At 64.2% G+C, this 18,204-nt stretch carries 13 protein-coding genes; 12 read left to right on the forward strand and 1 reads right to left on the reverse strand.

Annotation, left to right across the window (positions count from 1 at the left end):
- Positions 1-17 precede the first annotated feature (17 nt).
- On the reverse strand, positions 18-518 hold the full coding sequence (locus C9424_RS09180; protein WP_116766562.1) for a DUF3515 family protein: 501 nt from the start codon (positions 516-518) through the stop codon (positions 18-20).
- Positions 519-750: 232 nt separating this feature from the next.
- Here C9424_RS09180 and C9424_RS09185 point away from each other — a divergent pair, with 232 nt between their 5' ends.
- The 12 genes from C9424_RS09185 (at position 751) to C9424_RS09240 (ending at position 18,200) form a co-directional block, all read left to right on the forward strand.
- Positions 751-1,392, forward strand: coding sequence for a hypothetical protein (locus C9424_RS09185; RefSeq protein WP_116766563.1), 642 nt, complete (start codon positions 751-753; stop codon positions 1,390-1,392).
- 23 nt (positions 1,393-1,415) lie between these two features.
- Positions 1,416-2,657, forward strand: coding sequence for a glycosyltransferase family 4 protein (locus tag C9424_RS09190; RefSeq protein WP_237563376.1), 1,242 nt, complete (start codon positions 1,416-1,418; stop codon positions 2,655-2,657).
- Positions 2,657-4,390, forward strand: a complete 1,734-nt coding sequence (locus C9424_RS09195; protein WP_237563377.1) for a glycosyltransferase family 4 protein — start codon at positions 2,657-2,659, stop codon at positions 4,388-4,390. The genes C9424_RS09190 and C9424_RS09195 overlap by 1 nt, the downstream gene beginning before the upstream one ends.
- Positions 4,387-5,298: an ABC transporter permease gene (locus C9424_RS09200; RefSeq protein ID WP_116766566.1), complete on the forward strand. Its 912-nt coding sequence runs from the start codon at positions 4,387-4,389 to the stop codon at positions 5,296-5,298. Before C9424_RS09195 ends, C9424_RS09200 begins: the two co-directional genes overlap by 4 nt.
- Positions 5,285-6,175 (forward strand): ABC transporter ATP-binding protein, encoded by an 891-nt coding sequence (locus C9424_RS09205; RefSeq protein WP_116766567.1) that lies wholly within the window; start codon positions 5,285-5,287, stop codon positions 6,173-6,175. Before C9424_RS09200 ends, C9424_RS09205 begins: the two co-directional genes overlap by 14 nt.
- 3 nt (positions 6,176-6,178) lie before the next feature.
- The gene (locus C9424_RS09210) at positions 6,179-8,101 is read left to right on the forward strand and encodes a glycosyltransferase (RefSeq protein WP_237563378.1); all 1,923 of its coding nucleotides are present in this window, start codon (positions 6,179-6,181) and stop codon (positions 8,099-8,101) included.
- Positions 8,102-8,108: 7 nt separating this feature from the next.
- The gene (gene wecC / locus C9424_RS09215) at positions 8,109-9,419 is read left to right on the forward strand and encodes a UDP-N-acetyl-D-mannosamine dehydrogenase (protein ID WP_116766568.1); all 1,311 of its coding nucleotides are present in this window, start codon (positions 8,109-8,111) and stop codon (positions 9,417-9,419) included.
- A 13-nt stretch (positions 9,420-9,432) separates the two neighbouring features.
- A complete protein-coding gene (locus tag C9424_RS09220) occupies positions 9,433-10,248 on the forward strand; it encodes a hypothetical protein (protein ID WP_116766569.1) in 816 nt (271 codons plus the stop codon).
- Between the two features lie 4 nt (positions 10,249-10,252).
- Complete coding sequence (locus C9424_RS09225; protein ID WP_116766570.1) at positions 10,253-12,169, forward strand: glycosyltransferase; 1,917 nt, start codon at positions 10,253-10,255, stop codon at positions 12,167-12,169.
- A gap of 12 nt (positions 12,170-12,181) precedes the next feature.
- Positions 12,182-14,476: a glycosyltransferase family 2 protein gene (locus tag C9424_RS09230; protein ID WP_116766571.1), complete on the forward strand. Its 2,295-nt coding sequence runs from the start codon at positions 12,182-12,184 to the stop codon at positions 14,474-14,476.
- Positions 14,473-15,387 carry an alpha/beta fold hydrolase gene (locus C9424_RS09235; protein ID WP_116766572.1) on the forward strand — a complete coding sequence of 305 codons (915 nt, stop codon included), beginning with the start codon at positions 14,473-14,475 and terminating at the stop codon, positions 15,385-15,387. The genes C9424_RS09230 and C9424_RS09235 overlap by 4 nt, the downstream gene beginning before the upstream one ends.
- Before the next feature lie 659 nt (positions 15,388-16,046).
- A complete protein-coding gene (locus tag C9424_RS09240; protein ID WP_133247501.1) occupies positions 16,047-18,200 on the forward strand; it encodes a glycosyltransferase family 2 protein in 2,154 nt (717 codons plus the stop codon).
- Positions 18,201-18,204 lie beyond the last annotated feature (4 nt).

Below are 18,204 nucleotides of genomic sequence, written 5' to 3' on the forward strand. Positions count from 1 at the left end.
TCACGGCGCCGGGTCCCTTACTTGCTGGTCGGCAGGTTCTGCAGGTCCTCTTGGCCGACGCAGTTCCGGGTGGCCTTAATCTTCAGCGCCGCCGGGGAGAGATCCGCCAGCACGGTAGCCGAGCTGATCTTGTCCGGATCCATGAGGATCTCCGTGGCCGGTTCGCGGCCGAACGTCGTCAGCGTCCACACCGGGTTGCCTTCTTTGATGACCCAATCGACGCCGTTGACGCTCACGCAGCGGTCCGTCGTGGGGCCCGGAACGTTGACACCGCAGCGCAGGATCACCAGGGACGGGTCTCCCCAGGCCGCCGTCGCCTGGGCATTGGTCTTGCGCAGCTTGGCGTCGCCAATGGCATCGGGAAGGGCCAGCATCATCGGTGCACAGGCCGCGTTCGCGGCGTCTTTCGCGGGCGTGACGTCGACTACCGGCGAGCAGGATGTCAACGCCAGGCCGGCTGCGGCAGCCGCCACAAGAAGGGGAAAACGCGCGGAAACAAGGCGGCTGAACGGGAGCATTCATCCAGCTTAACCCGCCCCGCGTGGCGCTATGGCCACACTTTAGGGTCTGCGGGTAGCATCTCTTTGAACAGCCTGACTCTAGCCTTCGAGTAGACTGGGACCTCGTGCACCTCTGGGGCTCTGCCGACAATGACGTTAGTGTTGGCCGCATAACGCACACCTGATTCAATCTCGCACTGTGGGGGAGGGACTGTCGATGACGTCGTGCAGCCGAAAGAAAACTATACGAATGGGGCTGGGAGCTTTGCTCCTGGCCGCCTCAGTCGCGGGCACGGCGACAGCCGCAAACGCCGATGACCTGGTGGTCCCGAGCCCCTTGGCTCCGGCGGTCTCACCCTCCCAGACGCCCGCCGACCCGGGACCGACAGCCCCGGCGACGGATCCGGCGCCCGTAACGCCGACCGAACCCGTGATCGTGCCGACGCCCGTGGAAACTCCGGCCCCGCCCGTTGTGACACCGGCTCCGCCGGTGGACCCCGCCCCGGCACCGGTAGTCCCGCCCGTGGTACCTGTCGTGCCCGTCGAGCCGCCGGCTGTGCCCCTCGAAACGCCCGCTCCCGTGGTGGAAACCCCGGCCGTCGTTGCACCCGTTGCCCCGGCTCCCGTGGTCGAGGAAACCCCGTCGGAGACGCCGACCCCCACGCCCACCCCGTCGGTCGCGCCGTCGACGGCCCCCGCCGTCATCGCCACTCCCACTGACCCTCCCGTCATGGTGAAGTCAGAGGTCCAGGCCGCGGTGGCCGTTGCAACCGGCAGCCCCCTGGCCGTTCAGGCCATCACTGTGCTCGTCCTGCTGGGCCTGGGCTTTGTCTACTTCAGGTTCATCAGCTCGAAAAAAGCCACTGGTCTTCCGCGCACCCGTAAGTCCTGACACCCATGCAAGATCAAGTCTTGATGGAGTCGAGTGCGGCCAAAACCACGGATGACGGCCTGCAGATCACGCTGATCACCCACTCCTACTGGCCCGAACAGAGTCCGCCGCAGCGGCGCTGGACGGCCATGATCAAGGAGTTTTCCCACTCGGGCTGGAACGTCGACGTCGTAACGCCGGTGGCGCACTACCCCTTCGGCAGGCGGGCCCTCCCGCGCTGGATGGCGGGCAGGCCGTTCCGGCTGCGCAACGGCCAGTTCACCGAGAAGATTCTTCACGTTCCGTACCTGCGCCACGGCAACTCCCGTGCCGCACGGCTGCTGGATCAGTGCTATTCCGCTTTCTTGTCAGTCCCGGCCGGAATGATGGTCCGCAAGCCCGACGTGGTCATTGTCACCGCACCCGGTCTGCCGTCACTGGCAGCAGGCTATGCCCTGGCCAAAATTCGCCGTGTCCCGCTGATCGTGGAAATGCGGGATGCCTGGCCGGACCTGGCCCGTGACGCCCGTCTGGTCCAAGGCAGCGTCAAGAGCGTTGTGGAACACGTGGTGGACTTTGTCCAGCACCGGGCGGACCTCGTGGTCACCGTCACGGAGGGTTTCGCCGCCACGCTGCGATCGCGCGGAGTCCGCAATGTGGCCACCGTCAGCAACGGCGTGCACCTGGACGCCATCCCCGTCGTCGGGCCGCCTGAACCCGAGCGGGACGTCTTCGAGGCCCTGTACCTGGGCAACCACGGCGAGAGCCAGAAGCTCGACGTCGCGATCCGCGCGAGCGCCCTCGTGGGGGACTCCATGCACCTGCACATGGTGGGCCACGGAACGCAGAGGCCCGCGCTGGAGAAGCTGGCACGTGAGCTGAAGGCTCCGGTCACCTTCCACCCGCCCCTGACCGGTGACGACATGCTGGAGCGCTACTCGTCGGCTGACACCTGCATCGTCTCCCTGCGGGACGACTGGAAGTCCTTCGAAACCACCGTGCCGTCCAAGACCTACGAGGTCCTGGCCATCGGCCGGCACATCACCGCCGTGGTGCGTGGAGAAGCGGCCAGAATCGTCTCTGATGCCGAGGCCGGCGACATCGTGGCCAGTGATCCGGAAGAGCTGGCGGCTCTGTGGCGCGAATTGGCGGCCGACCGCGGCCGCCTGGTCCGCAACGGCGACAGCCGCCAGTGGGTCAAAGCGAACGCCGAGTACGGGCAACTTGCCGGCCGGTACATGGAACTCATCACCGAACTGCTCGCGGAAACCCGCACTAACCGATGATGCAGCTCCTCAACAACGTCAGGCTGGCCCAGAGCGTCGTCAGGCAGCACCTGACCGACGATCCCGTCATCCTGTTCCTGCAGCTTTCGCGCAGGATGCCCTCGGCCGTGCTTCCGCTCGCGAAGCGCCTGTGCCAACTCGCCCCTAAAGACTCCACCTCCGCGGCCGTGCTGTTCGCGGCACTCGCCGCCGGAGACGGCTCCGACGTCGAACGCCGGCTGCGCATCGCCGCCGGCGGCAACGTCGAAGGTGAGCGCGCGCGGCGCCTCGCCGACGTCGCCCTCGCAGCCAACCTTCCGGCGATGTCGGATGTCTTTCTGGCCAAGGCTGGCACGGCGCAGCATGCGAAGCAGGCCCGGGCACGGCGGCTCTGGTACGACGGCGCCGTCAGCGAAGCTGTGGAGGCGCTCGACGGCGCGGGAGCGGCGGGCTTGCGGCAACGGGCGCGCCTGGCGGCCGAGGCGGCAATTCTGGCGGACGCATCGCCGTCGCTGGAGCGCCGGGAGTACACACCGGTTCCCGGCCGGATCCTTCATCTTCTGACAAATTCCCTGCCGCACACCGCCAGCGGCTATGCCCAGCGCTCCCACTCCACGCTGCTGGCGCAGCAGGCGGCCGGTTGGGAAGTGCTGGCAGTCACGCGGATGGGGTACCCCGTGCAGGTGGGGAAGCTCCTGGCCAAAGCCACAGACACCGTGGACGGCATCCGGTACCGCCGGCTCCTGCCCGCCACGATGGCCCAGACCATTGACGCCCGGCTGCAGCAGCAGGCGGAGGAGTTGCTCGCCGTGGCCCTGGACTTCAAGCCGAGCGTCCTGCACACCACCACGCACTACGTCAACGGACTGGTAGTGCGGGCCGTGGCCCAGGCCCTCGGCATTCCCTGGGTCTACGAGGTCCGCGGCCAGCTGGCCGACACGTGGGCCTCCACCCGCGGGCCCGAGGCCCGGAACAGCGAGAGATACCGGCTGTTTCAGAACCGGGAAACGGACGTCATGCAGGACGCTGACCTGGTGCTGACCCTCGGGACCGCCATGAAGGCGAACATTGTCGCCGCCGGGATTCCGGGGAGCAAGGTCCTGATTGCCCCCAACGCCGTTGGCGGTGATTTCCTCTCCGAGCCGCAGGAGAAAGCCAGCGCCCGGTGCGAGCTCGGTCTTGCAGAAGACGGGCAATTCATTGGCACAGTCAGCAGCTTGGTACCCTATGAAGGGATTGAGGACCTGCTGGCCGCGTTTGTGCTGCTCGCGGAGGACCTTCCTCAGCTCCGTCTCCTGATAGTCGGCGACGGTTCTTCCCTGCCAGCGCTGCAGATCCAGGCGCAGCGAAGCGGCTACGCCGATCGCATCATCTTCACAGGCCGCGTGCCCCGGAGCCGGACGGCCCTGTACCATCAAGCGCTGGATGTTTTCGTTGTGCCGCGCAAGGACTTGGAGGTGACGCGATCCGTGACACCCCTCAAACCCGTGGAAGCCATGGCCTCCGCCCGGCCTGTAGTGGCCAGCGACCTGCCGGCACTGGCGGAAATCGTCGAGGACCGGGTGACCGGCTTTCTGGCGGCGGCGGGGGATCCTGCCGCCTTCGCCAAGGCTATCCGGGAGTTGCTTTCGGACCCGGAGCTTGGAGCAAAGTTCGGAGCTGCCGGCCGGGAACGCGTGTTGCAGGAAAGAACATGGGCCGCCAACGCGGTTGCCCTGGCACGAGAGTTGGAAATGCTGGGAGTAACTAAATGAGCATCCAAGAAAAAACGGAAGCGGAACAAACCGAAGCCGTGCAGACGGAAGCACCCGCCACCGTCTCGGTGCCCGTGAACCTTGCCCGGCTGAGCAAAGTGGGGCAGCGTCCCGATTTCCTGGACTACCTGGTCCAGTTGTGGGACCGCCGGAGTTTCATCCTGTTCGATGCCCGGGCCAGGGTGCAGAGCGGCCACGACAAAAACAATCTGGGTACCGCATGGCTCGTCTTGACCCCGTTGTTGAGCGGCCTCAGCTACTACCTGATCTTTGGCGTGTTCCTGAGCACCAGCAAGGGCATTGAAAACTTCATCGGCTACCTGATCATCGGCGTCTTTACGTTCCAGATGAGCACGCGGTCCATCCTGGGTGGGGCTAAGTCGCTCACCAGTAACAAGTCCATGATCCGGGCCTTCCAGTTTCCCCGGGCGGCCCTGCCCCTGGCGCTCAACGTGCGGGAACTCATCTCCAACATTCCCGTGACGATCGTCATGCTGCTCTTCGTGATCTTCACGGCACCGGCCGAGGAAATCACGTGGCGGTGGTTCCTGATCATTCCGGCGATCCTGCTGCAATTCCTGTTCAACCTGGGGATCGGCATGATGCTGGCACCGTTGATCATGAAGGTCCCGGACCTTAGCATGCTGCTCACATTTGTGGTTCGATTCCTGATGTATGCCTCGGCGGTCTTCTTTGCCGAGGAGCGCTTTGGCAAGTACCCGGTGATGCGCACCATCATGGATTTCAACCCGGTGTTCCAGGTCATCAAGGTCATCCGTGACACGGTTCTTTACGACACCACACCGTCCTGGCGGGCCTGGGCGGTCTTGGGCCTGTGGGCACTGGGATCGGTCGCCGTGGGACTCTTTGTTTTCTGGCGCGGGGAGGAGAGCTATGGACGTGTTTGAGGCATCGGGCGGCCCTATCCTGGAGCCAACAGTGGTCGTGGATGACATTTCGGTCGTCTATCGGACCAAGAACCATACTCCCGGGCGGACAAATGCCCGGACCTCCATTGTGAAGAGCCTGAGGAACCGCCGTCTCGGCGACACAGCGGTAAAGACCACGGCTTTGAGCAAGATTTCCTTCGTGGCCAATCAAGGTGACTCCATTGGTGTCATCGGCCGCAACGGTTCAGGCAAGAGCACACTGATGAAGGTTCTGGCCGGGCTGATCATCCCCGACTCCGGCACCGTCTACGCCGCGAGCAACCCCATCCTGCTGGGCGTCAACGCCGCCTTGATCAGCTCCATCTCGGGCGCCCAGAACATTAGGCTCGGCTGCCTGGCCATGGGCATGAGCCACGCCCAAATCGATGCCAAGTTCGATGACATCGTGGAGATGTCCGGGTTGGAGCACGAGGTCTACCACCCGATGAATTCCTATTCTTCGGGCATGGGCGCGCGCCTCCGCTTTGCCATTGCCGCTGCGGTGGACCCCGAAATCCTGCTCATTGACGAGGCCCTGAACACCGGCGATGCCCAGTTCAAGGAACGTTCCAAGCAACGGATGGAGACGGTCACGAACCAGGCTGGAACGGTGTTTGTGGTCAGCCACAGTCTCGGGACCATTACGGGCATGTGCAACCGCGCCATCTGGATCGACAAGGGCGACTTCATCATGGACGGAACCCCGGACGAAGTCGCCAAGGAATACCGGAACTTCATCTGGCGCATGAATGAGGGCAATGCCGACTACGGCCGCCAAATCCGTGCTGAGCTGATGGCGAGCCTGCCCGAAATGCGTACCACCCTGCTTCCCAACGGCTGGAAGCGGTCCAGGTAGCCAATGAGTTTTCGAGACAAGACGGCGTATTGGCGCCGCGCGCTGTGGCACGCCCGCCAGGGCGGCATGGGACAGGTCAAGAGCTACCTGCACCGCAGCACCGCCGAACGCGATGAGGCCAGCCTTTCCGGTGTCCGCGGAGCGGAAGGGGCCTGGCGCGGCTTGGGACGTGGCCGGCACCTGATCTTCCGTGAAGCCGAGGTTGGCGTTGCTGAGCCAAGGAATCCCCGGCTGCGCGTGGGCATCATCATGGATGATTTCTCCGCTGCCGCGTTCTCCGCTGAGTGGACGGTCGTGGCGCTTAGGCCGGACAGCTGGGAAGAGCAGCTGCGTGACGAGGCCCTGGACTTCGTCGTCGTCGAGTCCGCCTGGGCCGGCAACGCCGGTCTCTGGCGGGGAAAAATCACAAGCCCTGCAGGGCCTTCGCCGGTCTTCCGCGACCTCGTTGAGGGTTGCCGGGCGGCCGGACTTCCGGCGGTCTTCTGGAACAAGGAAGACCCGCCCCACTACGAGGACTTCCTGCCTGCCGCGAAACTCTTCGACCACGTCTTCACCACTGACTCCAACATGCTTCCCCGCTACCGCGAGGACCTGGGCCACAACCGGATTTCCGTGCTGCCGTTTGCCGCGCAGCCGCGGATCCACAACCCGGCCCGGCCCCGGCACGGCTGGCACGCACGGGAGATCGCCTTCGCCGGAATGTACTTTGCGCATAAGTACGAGGATCGCCGTCGGCAGATGGAGTACTTGCTGGGAGCGGCCGTGGACGCGACGGCCGGCAAGCGCCCCGGCTTTGAGATCTTCTCCCGGCAGCTCGGCCGGCAGCCGCAGTATCAGTTCCCCGGGATCCTGAAGAAGCATGTTGTGGGCTCCCTGTCCTACAAACAGATGCTGACCGCCTACAAGGCGTACAAAGTCTTCCTCAACGTCAACTCCGTCACGGACTCGCCGTCCATGTGCGCGCGGCGGATTTTTGAGATCACCGCGGCCGGATCCTGCGTGGTCTCGACCCCCAGCGCCGCCATCACGGAATTCTTCCCGGGCAATGAAATCCCCACCGCAGGCACGCGCGAAGATGCCGCACACCTGCTGAAGGCACTGACCGCCAACCCGGGCTATGCCCAGCGCCTGGTCCACAAGGCCCAGCGCAGGATCTGGGCCGAGCACACCTTCAGCCACCGGGCACAGAGCATCGCGGCCGCGGCCCGGCCCGAGCTGGCCGTCCCGGGCCCCCGTGCCCAGGTGTCGGTCCTCGTGTCGAGTTTCCGGCCGCAGCAGCTGGAGCATGTTATCGCAGGGGTGGCCGCCCAGCAGGGCGTGGACGTCCAGCTGGTGTACCTCGCGCACGGGTTTGAGATCGACGAATCCGCGTTCCGGCGCAAATGCCTGGAAGCGGGGATTCTCGACGTCGTGGTTCTTCAGGAGCCGCAGCAGACCATGCTCGGTGAGTGCCTCAATTCCCTCGTGGCGAAGGCCGACGGCCGGTTCGCCACCAAATGGGACGACGATGACCTGTACAGCCCGCTGTACCTGGGTGACCAGGTCCACGCCATGATGTACTCCGAAGCTGAAGTTGTGGGCAAGCGGGCGCACTACATGCACCTGGCCGGGGCGGGGGCTACTATCCTGCGCAACCCGCAACTGGAACACCGCTACGTCGAAGCAGTCTCCGGGCCGACCATCTTCGCCGCCACGGACACCTTCAGGCGTTTTCCGTTCCAGCCTGTGCCACGCGGAGAGGACTCGCGCTTCCTGAGCGACGTCATCGAGGCCGACGCCAGGATCTACTCGGCAGACCGCTTCAATTACTGCCAGATGCGCGGCGCCGACGTGGCCTCGCACACCTGGCCCATCACCAATGAAGAGCTCCTGGCTACTTCAAAAGTTCAGTTCTTCGGTTCGCCCGAAGACCACATTTTAGTTTAGGGAAAACATGGACGAGACGATTTTTGATGTTGCCGTCATCGGGCTCGGCTACATCGGCCTGCCCACCGCGGCCAGCTTCGCCGCCAAAGGCAAGCTCGTGGCCGGCGTCGACGTGAAGCAGTCCACCATTGACGCCGTCAACCGTGGAGAGGTTCCCTTCGTGGAACCCGACATGGGCGTGGTGGTCTCGGGCGCGGTCAGCTTGGGCAACCTCGTGGCGATGACCACCGTGCCTGCGGCCGACGCCTACATCATTGCCGTGCCCACCCCGCTGGCCGAGGGCAACGGGGCCGATCTCTCCTACCTCCGCAGCGCGGTCGAGGCCCTCGCGCCGAAGCTCCGCGGTGGTGAATTGGTGGTCCTGGAATCGACGTCGCCTCCCGGCACCACCGAACGCCTGGGCGCCCACCTCATGGAACTGCGGCCGGACCTGTCGCTCGACGCGGCTCCCGGGAAGAAGCAGGTCCACGTTGTGCACTCCCCGGAGCGCGTTCTGCCGGGTCGGATCATGATCGAAATCGTCACCAACGACCGCGTGATCGGCGGCCTCACCGAGGAAGGCGCCCAGCTGGCCAAGCGGCTGTATGAGGTCATCTGCCAGGGCGAAATCCTGCTGACGGATGCCACCACCGCAGAGATGACCAAGCTGGTGGAAAACACGTTCCGCGACGTCAACATCGCCTTTGCCAACGAGCTCTCGCTGATTTGCGACAGCCTCGGCATCGATGTCTGGCGGCTGATCGAGCTCGCGAACCACCACCCCCGCGTGAACGTCCTGCGCCCCGGCCCCGGCGTCGGCGGGCACTGCATCGCCGTCGACCCCTGGTTCATCGTGGACGCCGTCCCGGAGCACTCCGGACTGATCCGGACAGCGCGGGAAGTCAACGACTCCAAGCCCCACCACGTGGTCCGGCAGGCAGTTCAGGCACTGGCCGATCAGCCGGGTGCCACCGTCGCTGTCCTCGGACTGGCCTTCAAGGCCAACATCGACGACGTCCGGGAGTCGCCGTCGGTGACGATCGTCCAGGAACTGGTCCGGCAGCTGCCGGACAGCACCGTCCTGGTGGTCGACCCGAACGTCGAGGAACTCCCCGCTGCCCTGACAGCGTCCGGGCTCGCGCGCCTCCACGGCATGGAGGAAGCCGTAGCCAAGGCAGATCTGGTGATGCTCCTGGTGGACCACGACGAATTCCTGACTCTTGACTCCGTGGCCCTGGAGGGCAAGCAGGTCATTGACACCAAGGGCATCTGGAACCAGCAGGAGCCTGCGGATTCCAGCCGGCCGCACACCCCCGTGGGAGCAAGCGTAGGTGGATAGGGGAAGCCACGCAGTGACAGCGTCCATTGAAGAAGAGCTGCGCGAGGCCGGCTTTGCACTCAAGGCCCTGCACACGCCGCGGCGGGAGACTCCTCTTGTCCGGATCCTGATCCGGGCCGCGAAAGCTACGGATCTGGAGATTGCCGGGACCGTCGCATCGCTATTCGGCTCGGCGTGCCAGGACTTCGCCGTGGACATACTCGTGGAAGACGGAGCCCGGCCCAAGCTCGAGGAATGGTTGGCCACCGACCGCCGCTTCGCCTTTGTCCGGACCGACGGACAGCACATTGCCGAGTCCTCCTACACCCTGGTGCTCAGCGCCGGGACGGCCGTGGCCCTGCACTCGCTGGAGGCCATGATCGACACCCTGCGGCAGACGCAGGCCCTGGTCCTCAGGGCACTGGTGGACGGGCAGCCCGGCGCGATCGAACTCTGGCCGACGGCCACCCTGCGGGAGCTGTCCGGCTCCGGCGACCCCGAGCAATCTGCGCGCAGCGCCGGCGGCGAGCGATGGGTCTCCGGCAGTGCCCTGGGCCTGCACGACTTCCGCCGGCCCAAGCCCAAACTCCACCTGCGCAAAGGCGCTGCCGCCACCCTTGACCTGAATATCGTGGTCCGGGACCTGGCTGACAGCGCCACGCGCCACGACTATGAGCAGCAGATCCGGCAGCTCGAGGCGCGGCTTAAGAAGTCCGAGATCGAACGCCGCCGCCTGGAACAGGGCCTTGCCCCGAACCGGGGCCTCTCCCGTGCCCGCGCGATTGCCCGCAAGGGGCCGGCTTACATCCTGGGCCGGCTGAAGGCCCGCACCGGCCGGGCCGGGAGCTAGGAACATGCAGATCAAGAGCGTCCTGGTCGGCTCCACGGACCACTCCATGGCTGAGCTGGCACTGGACCTTGGACTCGACTACGCCCGCACGGACTGGGAACACCGTGATCCCCGGACCGGGGCCGGCTGGCAGCACGCCGTCCCTGCGGACCAGCTCTGGTGGGCCACCTACGTTGTGCAGGCGGAATCGCTGGCCGAGGCCCGGGCACTGCTTCCCCTGTTCCGCAGCGAGGGACGGGCGCAACGGTTTGTGCTGGTGATCCGCGGACTCTTCCCGGCTGCCGATCTCCCGGCCTGGACCCCGCGCAGCCTCCAGGTCAAGGCCGGCACAACCGCACTCACCGTGCCCGGGCTTGGCCTCGCCGTCGTGGTTGAAGGCGGCAAATGGGTGAACGTGCATGCTGCCGCCCTGGCCGCACTGGGCTGCTGTGCCCCCGTTGCGCCGCGGCCGGTGCTGGGCGGACTGCGGGTCGGCATCACCGAGCCCTCGGCCAGCGCCTGGCTCGCCGGGGACGCCCTGGGCAGCTTCATGACGGAGCAGCTCCTGCAGCCCGAGCCGGATGACATCTATTCCGTCGACGTGCTGATCGGGCCCGCCGAACTCACGGAGCAGCTGAGCGGGCAGACAGCGGACAACCCCGGACGCGTCACCCCGCCCGTCTGGACACCGCCTGGGACCGTGCTCCCCCCGGTCGATACCGCCGTCGTCTCGCCCATGGGCTTCCTGCCCTACGCCGAGAAGCCGGCGCGCGCACTCGAACCGGGCGAGCTCGGCCACGGGGGAGAGCTGAGCGAAGCCGGCCTGGCGGCCCTGCGCCCCCACAAGTACCTCGAGGTGGACGGCACCCGCTTTGGCGGCCTGGACTGGCAGTTGGCACGGCGCCTGAGCCAGCTCGCCGTCGCCGGCGTGCCGCTGCTGGCACGAGACTTAGCTGCACCGGTGCGTTCCCTGCTCGGCGATCAGCTGGTGAACCGTATCCAGGCATTCGACGCCGGAGACCCGACGGTGCTGCGGGAATCGAAGTCGATCGACCTTCGCCGCACGGCGCTGGACCTCTTCAGCCCGAAGGCCGTCTGGAACACCCTGTTGGGCCAGCTCGGCAGGCCCCTGCTTCCCGTGCCGTCCGTGAGCGTGGTCCTGGCCACCCGCCGGCCCGAGAAGCTGGCCTCCGCACTGGGTCAGCTGGCGCGCCAGAGCTGGGAAGTCCTGGAAGTGGTGGTGGTGTTGCACGGCTTCGACGCCGATCTGCCCGAGGTCCGGCGCGCCGTCGAGGCCTATCCCGGCGAGCTGCAGCTGCGCTCCGTCCCGGCCGAGATGATTTTTGGCGAGGTGCTGAACACCGGAGTCAGTGCCGCCAGCGGCGATCTGGTCTGCAAGATGGACGACGACGACTGGTACGGCCCGCACCACCTGCGGGACCTCGTTCATGCAAAAGACTTCAGCGGCGCCACCCTGGTGGGGGCACAAGTTGAATTCGTCTACCTGGAAAGCCTGGACATCACCACCCGCCGGCCGCCGCTTGGCGAGCAGTACTCGGACCACGTTGCCGGCGGCACCATGATGCTCGGCCGGGACGAGCTGCGGCAGCTGGGCGGATGGCGGCCGGTCCACCGCGCCGTCGATCGCTGCCTCCTGCAGGCCGTCCAGGCCGCCGGGGGACTGATCTACCGCTCCCACGGCCAGAACTACATGATGCAACGCCACTCCGGCGCGGATTCACACGGTGGCCACACCTGGAATCCGGACGACAGCATCTTCCTGCAGAGCGTGGCCGAACAATGGGACGGTTTCGTCCCGCCGCCGCAGATCGGCGCCGTTCCGGGGCCTTCGGCAGGAGCACGGCTCGATGCCATGCGCAGCCACTTCGCCCGGGTGCCCGTTCCTTCCCCTTCCGCTTACACCACCAAACCGCACGTTTAGGATGCTCAGCGAATGAAACTTCAACAAGCTCTCCGCAGAATTGCGCGCCTGTCCCCGAAGAAGAAAGCGGCCGCCGCTTGCTTCGCTGTCCTCTTCGCCCTGGTTGTTGCGGCTGCCTACGCACGCAACCCGTGGCTCCTGGGGCTGGTGGTGGTGGTCTTCGCAGCCGCACTGGCCGTCGGCGCGCTGTACGTGGACCGGCTTCTCAGGGCGTCCCGGCAAGCGACCAAGCGCGCCATCGCCGCACGGGCCAAGCTGGCCGCGACTCCGCCGGCCCCGCGCCCCGGGGCTCTCGTCGAATGGGGTGCCCGCTCCCGGATCCCGGAGGCGCGTCTTGCCCAGCGGTTGACCAAGCTGCATTCCGTTGATGGGCGCGACGTGCTGGTGAGCACGGCAACCATGGGCCGGTGGGGCTGGCGGGACATGTCGGCTGCCCTGGAAATGTACCGGATCGGGGGAAAGAGCCGGCGCAGCGTGGAACCCGTCCTGGACAAGGCGCCGCGTTCCGCACTCCTGCATCTGGCCGATCTGTGTTTCCGGCAGAACATTCTCCAGGACGACATCCTCAACGCGGCCACGCTGTACAAATACGCCTACCAGCGGCTCGGCGCAAAGCCGTTCGGCAAAAAGCGCCGCGGGGAGTTCTTCCTCGACGCCTTGGCCCGGACCGGTCAGGGCGGGGAAGTCATCAGGCTTCAAGGTCTCTACAAGGCCGACGAACTGAACGGCAACGACCTCCACCTCTACCGTGCCAACGCTGCCAACCCGTTCAAGGACAGTTCAGCCGACGCCGAGCGCTGGCTCGCCGAGATCAACGACATCTACGTGCGGGCAGGGCTTTCCCGGCTTTCGCTCGCCGAAGGGTCCGCCCCGGCATTTCTCCGGCTGAAGGCAGAGGTGCCGACCCCGGTGACGGACGGCCCCCTCGTCAGCATCGTCATGCCCGTCTACAAGCCGGACGAGTACACGGATCTCGCGATCCAGTCGGCTCTGGATCAGAGCTACCGGAACATCGAAATCATCATCGTTGACGATGGCTCCGGCGGGGACGCCGCGGAACGGCTCAACAAGTGGCTGACCGTGGACGCACGCATTAAAGTGGTGCTCAACGAGCCCAACGCCGGTGCGTACACGTCGCGCAACATCGGCTACACCATGGCTCAGGGCGAATTCATCACGATCTTCGACGGCGACGACTGGCAGCACCCGCAGAAGATCGAGCGACTGGTCCGAGGTGCCCGGCAGCAAAGCGACGGAAGGCTTGTTTCCGCTCCCTGGACGCGCGCGGACGAAGACCTCTTCTTCCACTACCGCGGATGGCGCGGAGCCTTCATCACCCCGGCCCACGTCTCCACCATGTTCCACACCGCCACCATCCGGGAGCACCTGGGTCACTGGGATTCCGTCCGGAAGGCCGCGGACACGGAGTTCATCCTCCGCTACATGGCCCTCGTCAATGACAAAGAGCCTCTCGAGGTCTGCGAGGCTCCCTTGACGCTGTCCCTCGTGGGATCCTCGAACCTTTCCATGGAGGATTTCCGTCTCGGGTACAGGTCGCCGGACCGGGTGTCCTACCGCGACTCCTACGAGCACTGGCACAAGAAGATCCGCGCCGGCGAGCACACGGGCTACTTGGACTTCCCGCTTGCCGAACGTGCGTTCCCAGCACCTGCACGGTTCCTGCCGTCCGGCGCGAATCAGCAGGACGTGGAACTTGATATTCTGCTTGTCGGCGATTTCGGCGCCGACTCCTTGGTGGCCGAGCTGATGCTGGAGCATCTGGCAGTTGCGGCCGCGAAGGGACAGAGGATTGGCCTGATGCACTATCCGAGCCTGCTTCACACGAGTTCCATCGACTCATCGTATTCAGACGAGCTCATGGAGGCCTTCCACGAAGGGCGTCTTATCCGGGTCGAAGCGACGGACCGCGTGCGCTCTGCGCAAGTCAACGTGTATGACCCCACCGCATTCCAGTACAGCCGCGAGCTGCGCAGCGGTCACACAGCGGACGCCGTGTCCGTGTGGACGGATGAGCCGCCCTACAACTGGGAAACGGATGAACACAAGTACGAGGTCGGGACAGTGGAACGCAACCTGTTGTCCGTGTTCGGTGGTCCCGTACGGTGGCTTCCGCTCAACGAACGCACCTTCCGGGTCATCGCCGAGTCCGGGCACGGACAAAAGTCCGTCGGTGACCACGTAGCCCAGCCGGAAATTCTAACCATTCCCGATACCCCGGCGGAGGAAGCTCCGCTTGCACTGACAGGCTCCAACGTGGGCGCCTTTGAAACAGGAGAAACTCCGTGAATTCGCAAGAAACAACCACCACCAGCACGGCCTGGGACGAGCGGAATGCTGTAGAGATCCGCCGCATCGATTCGGCCAGCGAGATCGACCACAAGGCGTCGCAGCATTACGAGTACGTGGTGCCATCCCCTTCCGGCGGACCCTTGGATATCGTTACCCTGTACGCTCCCAGGCCGTCCAAGACACTGATTGTGAGCTTCCATGGCTCGCTGGTGCGGTCCAAGTTCCAGCTCCCGCGCTTTGAATGGCGCCGGACGCTCGGCAACCTGGACGCCGGCGTCCTTCTCATTGCTGACACCACCCTTGAGCTGGGGGAGAAGATTCCCCTCGGGTGGTACATCGGCACAAAGGAGCAGGACCTTGCCGATGACATCGCTGCTGTTGTCCAGCAGGTGGCGGCCGACGGCGGCTACGAGCACATTGTTCTGGCCGGGTCCAGCGGAGGCGGGTATGCGGCGATGGCTATTTCGCGCCGCATACCGGGGTCCCTTGCTGTTAGTTTCTCGCCCCAGACTCGCGTGGGTGACTACATTCCTTGGGTTGCCAAAGTGCTCGTGAATGCAGCATTCCCCGGCTACGACACGATTGACGCCGTAGAAGCGGACTTTGCGGAGCGAGTCAACCTTCGCCGGCTCTATGCCGAGCCGGAAATCCCCAACTTCGTGCGCTATGTCCAAAACTCCAACGACCTGGATCACATCGAGGAACACTACGCGCCGTTCGCCCAAGTACGGTCCACTGATCCTGAAACGGGCGGGATGGACCCATCGGGACGGCTCCGTTTCGTGCTCGAGCCGATGTCCAAAGGCCACGAGCCGCCCGCGCGGCACCGTTTCCTGCGGAATATCCAGGAGGCACACCAGGAGTTCTTCGGGTCCCGGCTGGGTGAAGCAAAGATGGACGGTGAATGAAACTTTCTCCTGTCATCTGATCGGAGATCAAGGGCTTGGACGCGGAGCAGCCAAGCGGGGGACTTCATACCTAACGGTGTCGAAAATCGGTCACGGCGAGCGTGCTAGGGTCGTTGACAGTGATAAGTATGGGGAACATCCCGATTAGCATGCGGATTTGCATTTGGCGGAGCGCTAGATACGGCGAAATCTACTATGACGAGGGATTACAGATTGACTGGCGATAATAAATGCCTCCACAGCTTTGAAATAAAACTTCTTGTGCCGAGAAATTCTCTATCGATTGGGATTCAGGCACTAGCCGATGTGGATGCGGATAAGCAATTCATGCTCACGTTGGAGAATGTCTCGGCTGGCTCCGAAGTTCTGGATCCTCGGGACATGAACTGGAACTACTCCAAGGCGTTACAGCGGACTTTCGCATATGTCCCAGCCATGAAGGCAGGGACCGTGACAAAAATCCCCCGCCTCCTTGCCAGTGAGACACCTTTTGATTCCATGCGGATCGGCGTTCGGGTTTGGCACGCGGAAATGGCCCCCGAGCAAATACCAACAGTCATTGGCAGACTTTGGTATTCCCAAGTCGACCTGCCGAGCGTGACTGCCGCCTCCGGTCCGGTTCACAGCGTAGTTCGCACGAGTCCACTAGGGAGTTTCAATTGAGCACGCGTGTGACCGTCTCCGTCATTGTGAATGCCGTGACCTCGGGCCCCGATCGGATATGGCTGTCGGCGAAAACAATCGGCGCTGCATTGAGCGGGATAGACCACGAAATTATCCTGCTGGTCGACGGCGAGCGTGCCGACGACATCGAGTTGGATTTGCGGTCCAGGCCGGCGACCGGGTTGCAGGTCATCGGATGCGATCCCGAGGACAGTGCAGGCCTTCAGTTAAACGCGGGCGTCGCAATTTCGACGGGCGACGTTATTCTTGCGCTCGATGATTGCATGATGTTTAGTCCGGCTGGTCTGAAGGACGCCATCGAGTCTGTCCGGTCTGCAGCGGCCAGTATGGTCATCATCCCCGGGCGGGATCTTCCGCCTCGTCTCGCCACGGCCGCGTTGACGGACACGTTGGAATGGTCTGACGCGGCACGTGTCCCCGTGAGTCGTTCCGTCTGGGCTCCGGGAAGCCCGGTGCTCGTTGATCGTGACTCACTGCTGCGGCTTCGTGGATTCGACGAGAAACAAAAGAAAACCGCTCGTGCCTTCTGCGACCTCAAGCTGCGCATGAAACGCATGGGAGTGATCTTCGATCAGCGCTCTGCCGAGGGAATTCGTTGCTTTGTGGCTCCGGCCGTGGATGACTCTGACGCTGCGGCCGCCCGTGCCGATTCAGCCGGTGACATTGCCGAGCGGCTCAACCGGCTTGAGCAAGACGAGACCTACATCCGCAACGTGACCAGTTGGAAGAACCGCCCAGCAGACGCCCCGCCCCTGGTTACTGTTGCAATTGCGACGTACAACCGGGCCGACTACCTGCGGGACAGCATTAACTCAGTGCTGGCGCAGACAGTAGAAGATTTCGAACTCATCGTCGTTGATGATGGATCCACTGACGCTACCCGGCTTGTTGTCGAATCATTCGACGATGAGCGCGTCAAATATGTCTACCAGGAGAACCGCGGGATCGCCGCTGCCAGGAACACGGTGGCGGACATTTCACGAGGCACCTTCACCGCCGTCCACGACGACGACGACATCATGTTGCCTTGGCGACTCGAAGTGAGCCTTTCCGGAATCAAGGCCGGCGTTCAAGCCAGCTACGGTTCCTGGGTCAACTTCGACGACATCACCGGCGAGATGGTCCTCCATGTCATCAGGGAACAGTTCTGCATGCCCGTGTCATTGGTCACCGGCCAAACCCCGGGCCACGCAACGTGGCTCGTGGAGACCCGCCTTATCCGGCAGTTCCGATACAACGAGACGATCTCCAGCGCTGTGGACCACAATTTGGCGCTGCGCATGATGAGGTCAGGGGTGTCCTGGGTACACACGGGAAAGGTGCTCTTCCTGCGTCGTATGCACCCCACACAGGTGAGTAACTCAGACGGCACACGGCAGAAGTACGCGGCTGAGCTTTCCCGATTCATGCTGCAGTTCGCTGGTTCCGATGACGACATCGCCGCACTGAAGGAAGAAAGCAAAGCAATCCTTTGGCCCAAGATTGCGGAGAAGGGCAAGCTCGAGGAGAGCTTCGGAAAGTACCTGCCAGACCACCTGGCAGTACGTTCGCTCCACGTTCAGGGCAATGTAGCCAACAAGGCCAGCCGCCTGCAGAAGCTCAAGAGCACGAGCTTCATCCTCTGCGAGGAAGATGAAACCGGAAAGATCGTCGGCGAATACGCCGACTTCCTGAACGTGACGCTGGAGGACCTTGCTGCCATGCAGAAGTTGGGCGTTAGCGGGCGATTGGAGGGCGAACTTAACCCTTCAATGGAGCTCCCGAGGGAGGCGCCGGCGGAAATCCTGGACCGGGCCCTTCGCAGTCGGCTCCAAGGGCTGACCGGACTCATGGCCAAGCCGGGCCGAATCCCTGCAGCCATCGTTTGGACGAATACAGATGCCGCCGACGCTCCGACTGGCTTGGAGCAAGAGGCAGACCTCAAGCGGCAAATCACCCTCTCCATCAGTCAGGATTACCGATTCGCCTTCACCGTGTATGTCTTCGAAGACGAGCCGAAGGCCCTTCAGGCCTTTGCGCGTGCGGTGGAAGGCCGGAACGAGGCCGATCTGGCGCTCTACCGGCGCGGTAGCGACGGATTGGATTCGGAAGTAGCGGAATTGCGCATTCAGGAATTGGTGAATCGATAATGAA

The organism is Arthrobacter sp. H-02-3, assembly GCF_003097355.1.
Classification (GTDB): Bacteria; Actinomycetota; Actinomycetes; order Actinomycetales; family Micrococcaceae; genus Arthrobacter; species Arthrobacter humicola.

Bases quoted from the DNA above. Each gene is read 5' to 3' on its own strand.
- C9424_RS09230 (WP_116766571.1), top strand. From the start codon at position 12,182: ATGAAACTTCAACAAGCTCTCCGCAGAATTGCGCGCCTGTCCCCGAAG.
- C9424_RS09225 (WP_116766570.1), top strand. From the start codon at position 10,253: ATGCAGATCAAGAGCGTCCTGGTCGGCTCCACGGACCACTCCATGGCT.
- C9424_RS09190 (WP_237563376.1), top strand. From the start codon at position 1,416: ATGGAGTCGAGTGCGGCCAAAACCACGGATGACGGCCTGCAGATCACG.
- C9424_RS09195 (WP_237563377.1), top strand. From the start codon at position 2,657: ATGCAGCTCCTCAACAACGTCAGGCTGGCCCAGAGCGTCGTCAGGCAG.
- C9424_RS09210 (WP_237563378.1), top strand. From the start codon at position 6,179: ATGAGTTTTCGAGACAAGACGGCGTATTGGCGCCGCGCGCTGTGGCAC.
- C9424_RS09180 (WP_116766562.1), bottom strand. From the start codon at position 518: ATGCTCCCGTTCAGCCGCCTTGTTTCCGCGCGTTTTCCCCTTCTTGTG.
- C9424_RS09205 (WP_116766567.1), top strand. From the start codon at position 5,285: ATGGACGTGTTTGAGGCATCGGGCGGCCCTATCCTGGAGCCAACAGTG.
- C9424_RS09200 (WP_116766566.1), top strand. From the start codon at position 4,387: ATGAGCATCCAAGAAAAAACGGAAGCGGAACAAACCGAAGCCGTGCAG.
- wecC (WP_116766568.1), top strand. From the start codon at position 8,109: ATGGACGAGACGATTTTTGATGTTGCCGTCATCGGGCTCGGCTACATC.
- C9424_RS09185 (WP_116766563.1), top strand. From the start codon at position 751: ATGGGGCTGGGAGCTTTGCTCCTGGCCGCCTCAGTCGCGGGCACGGCG.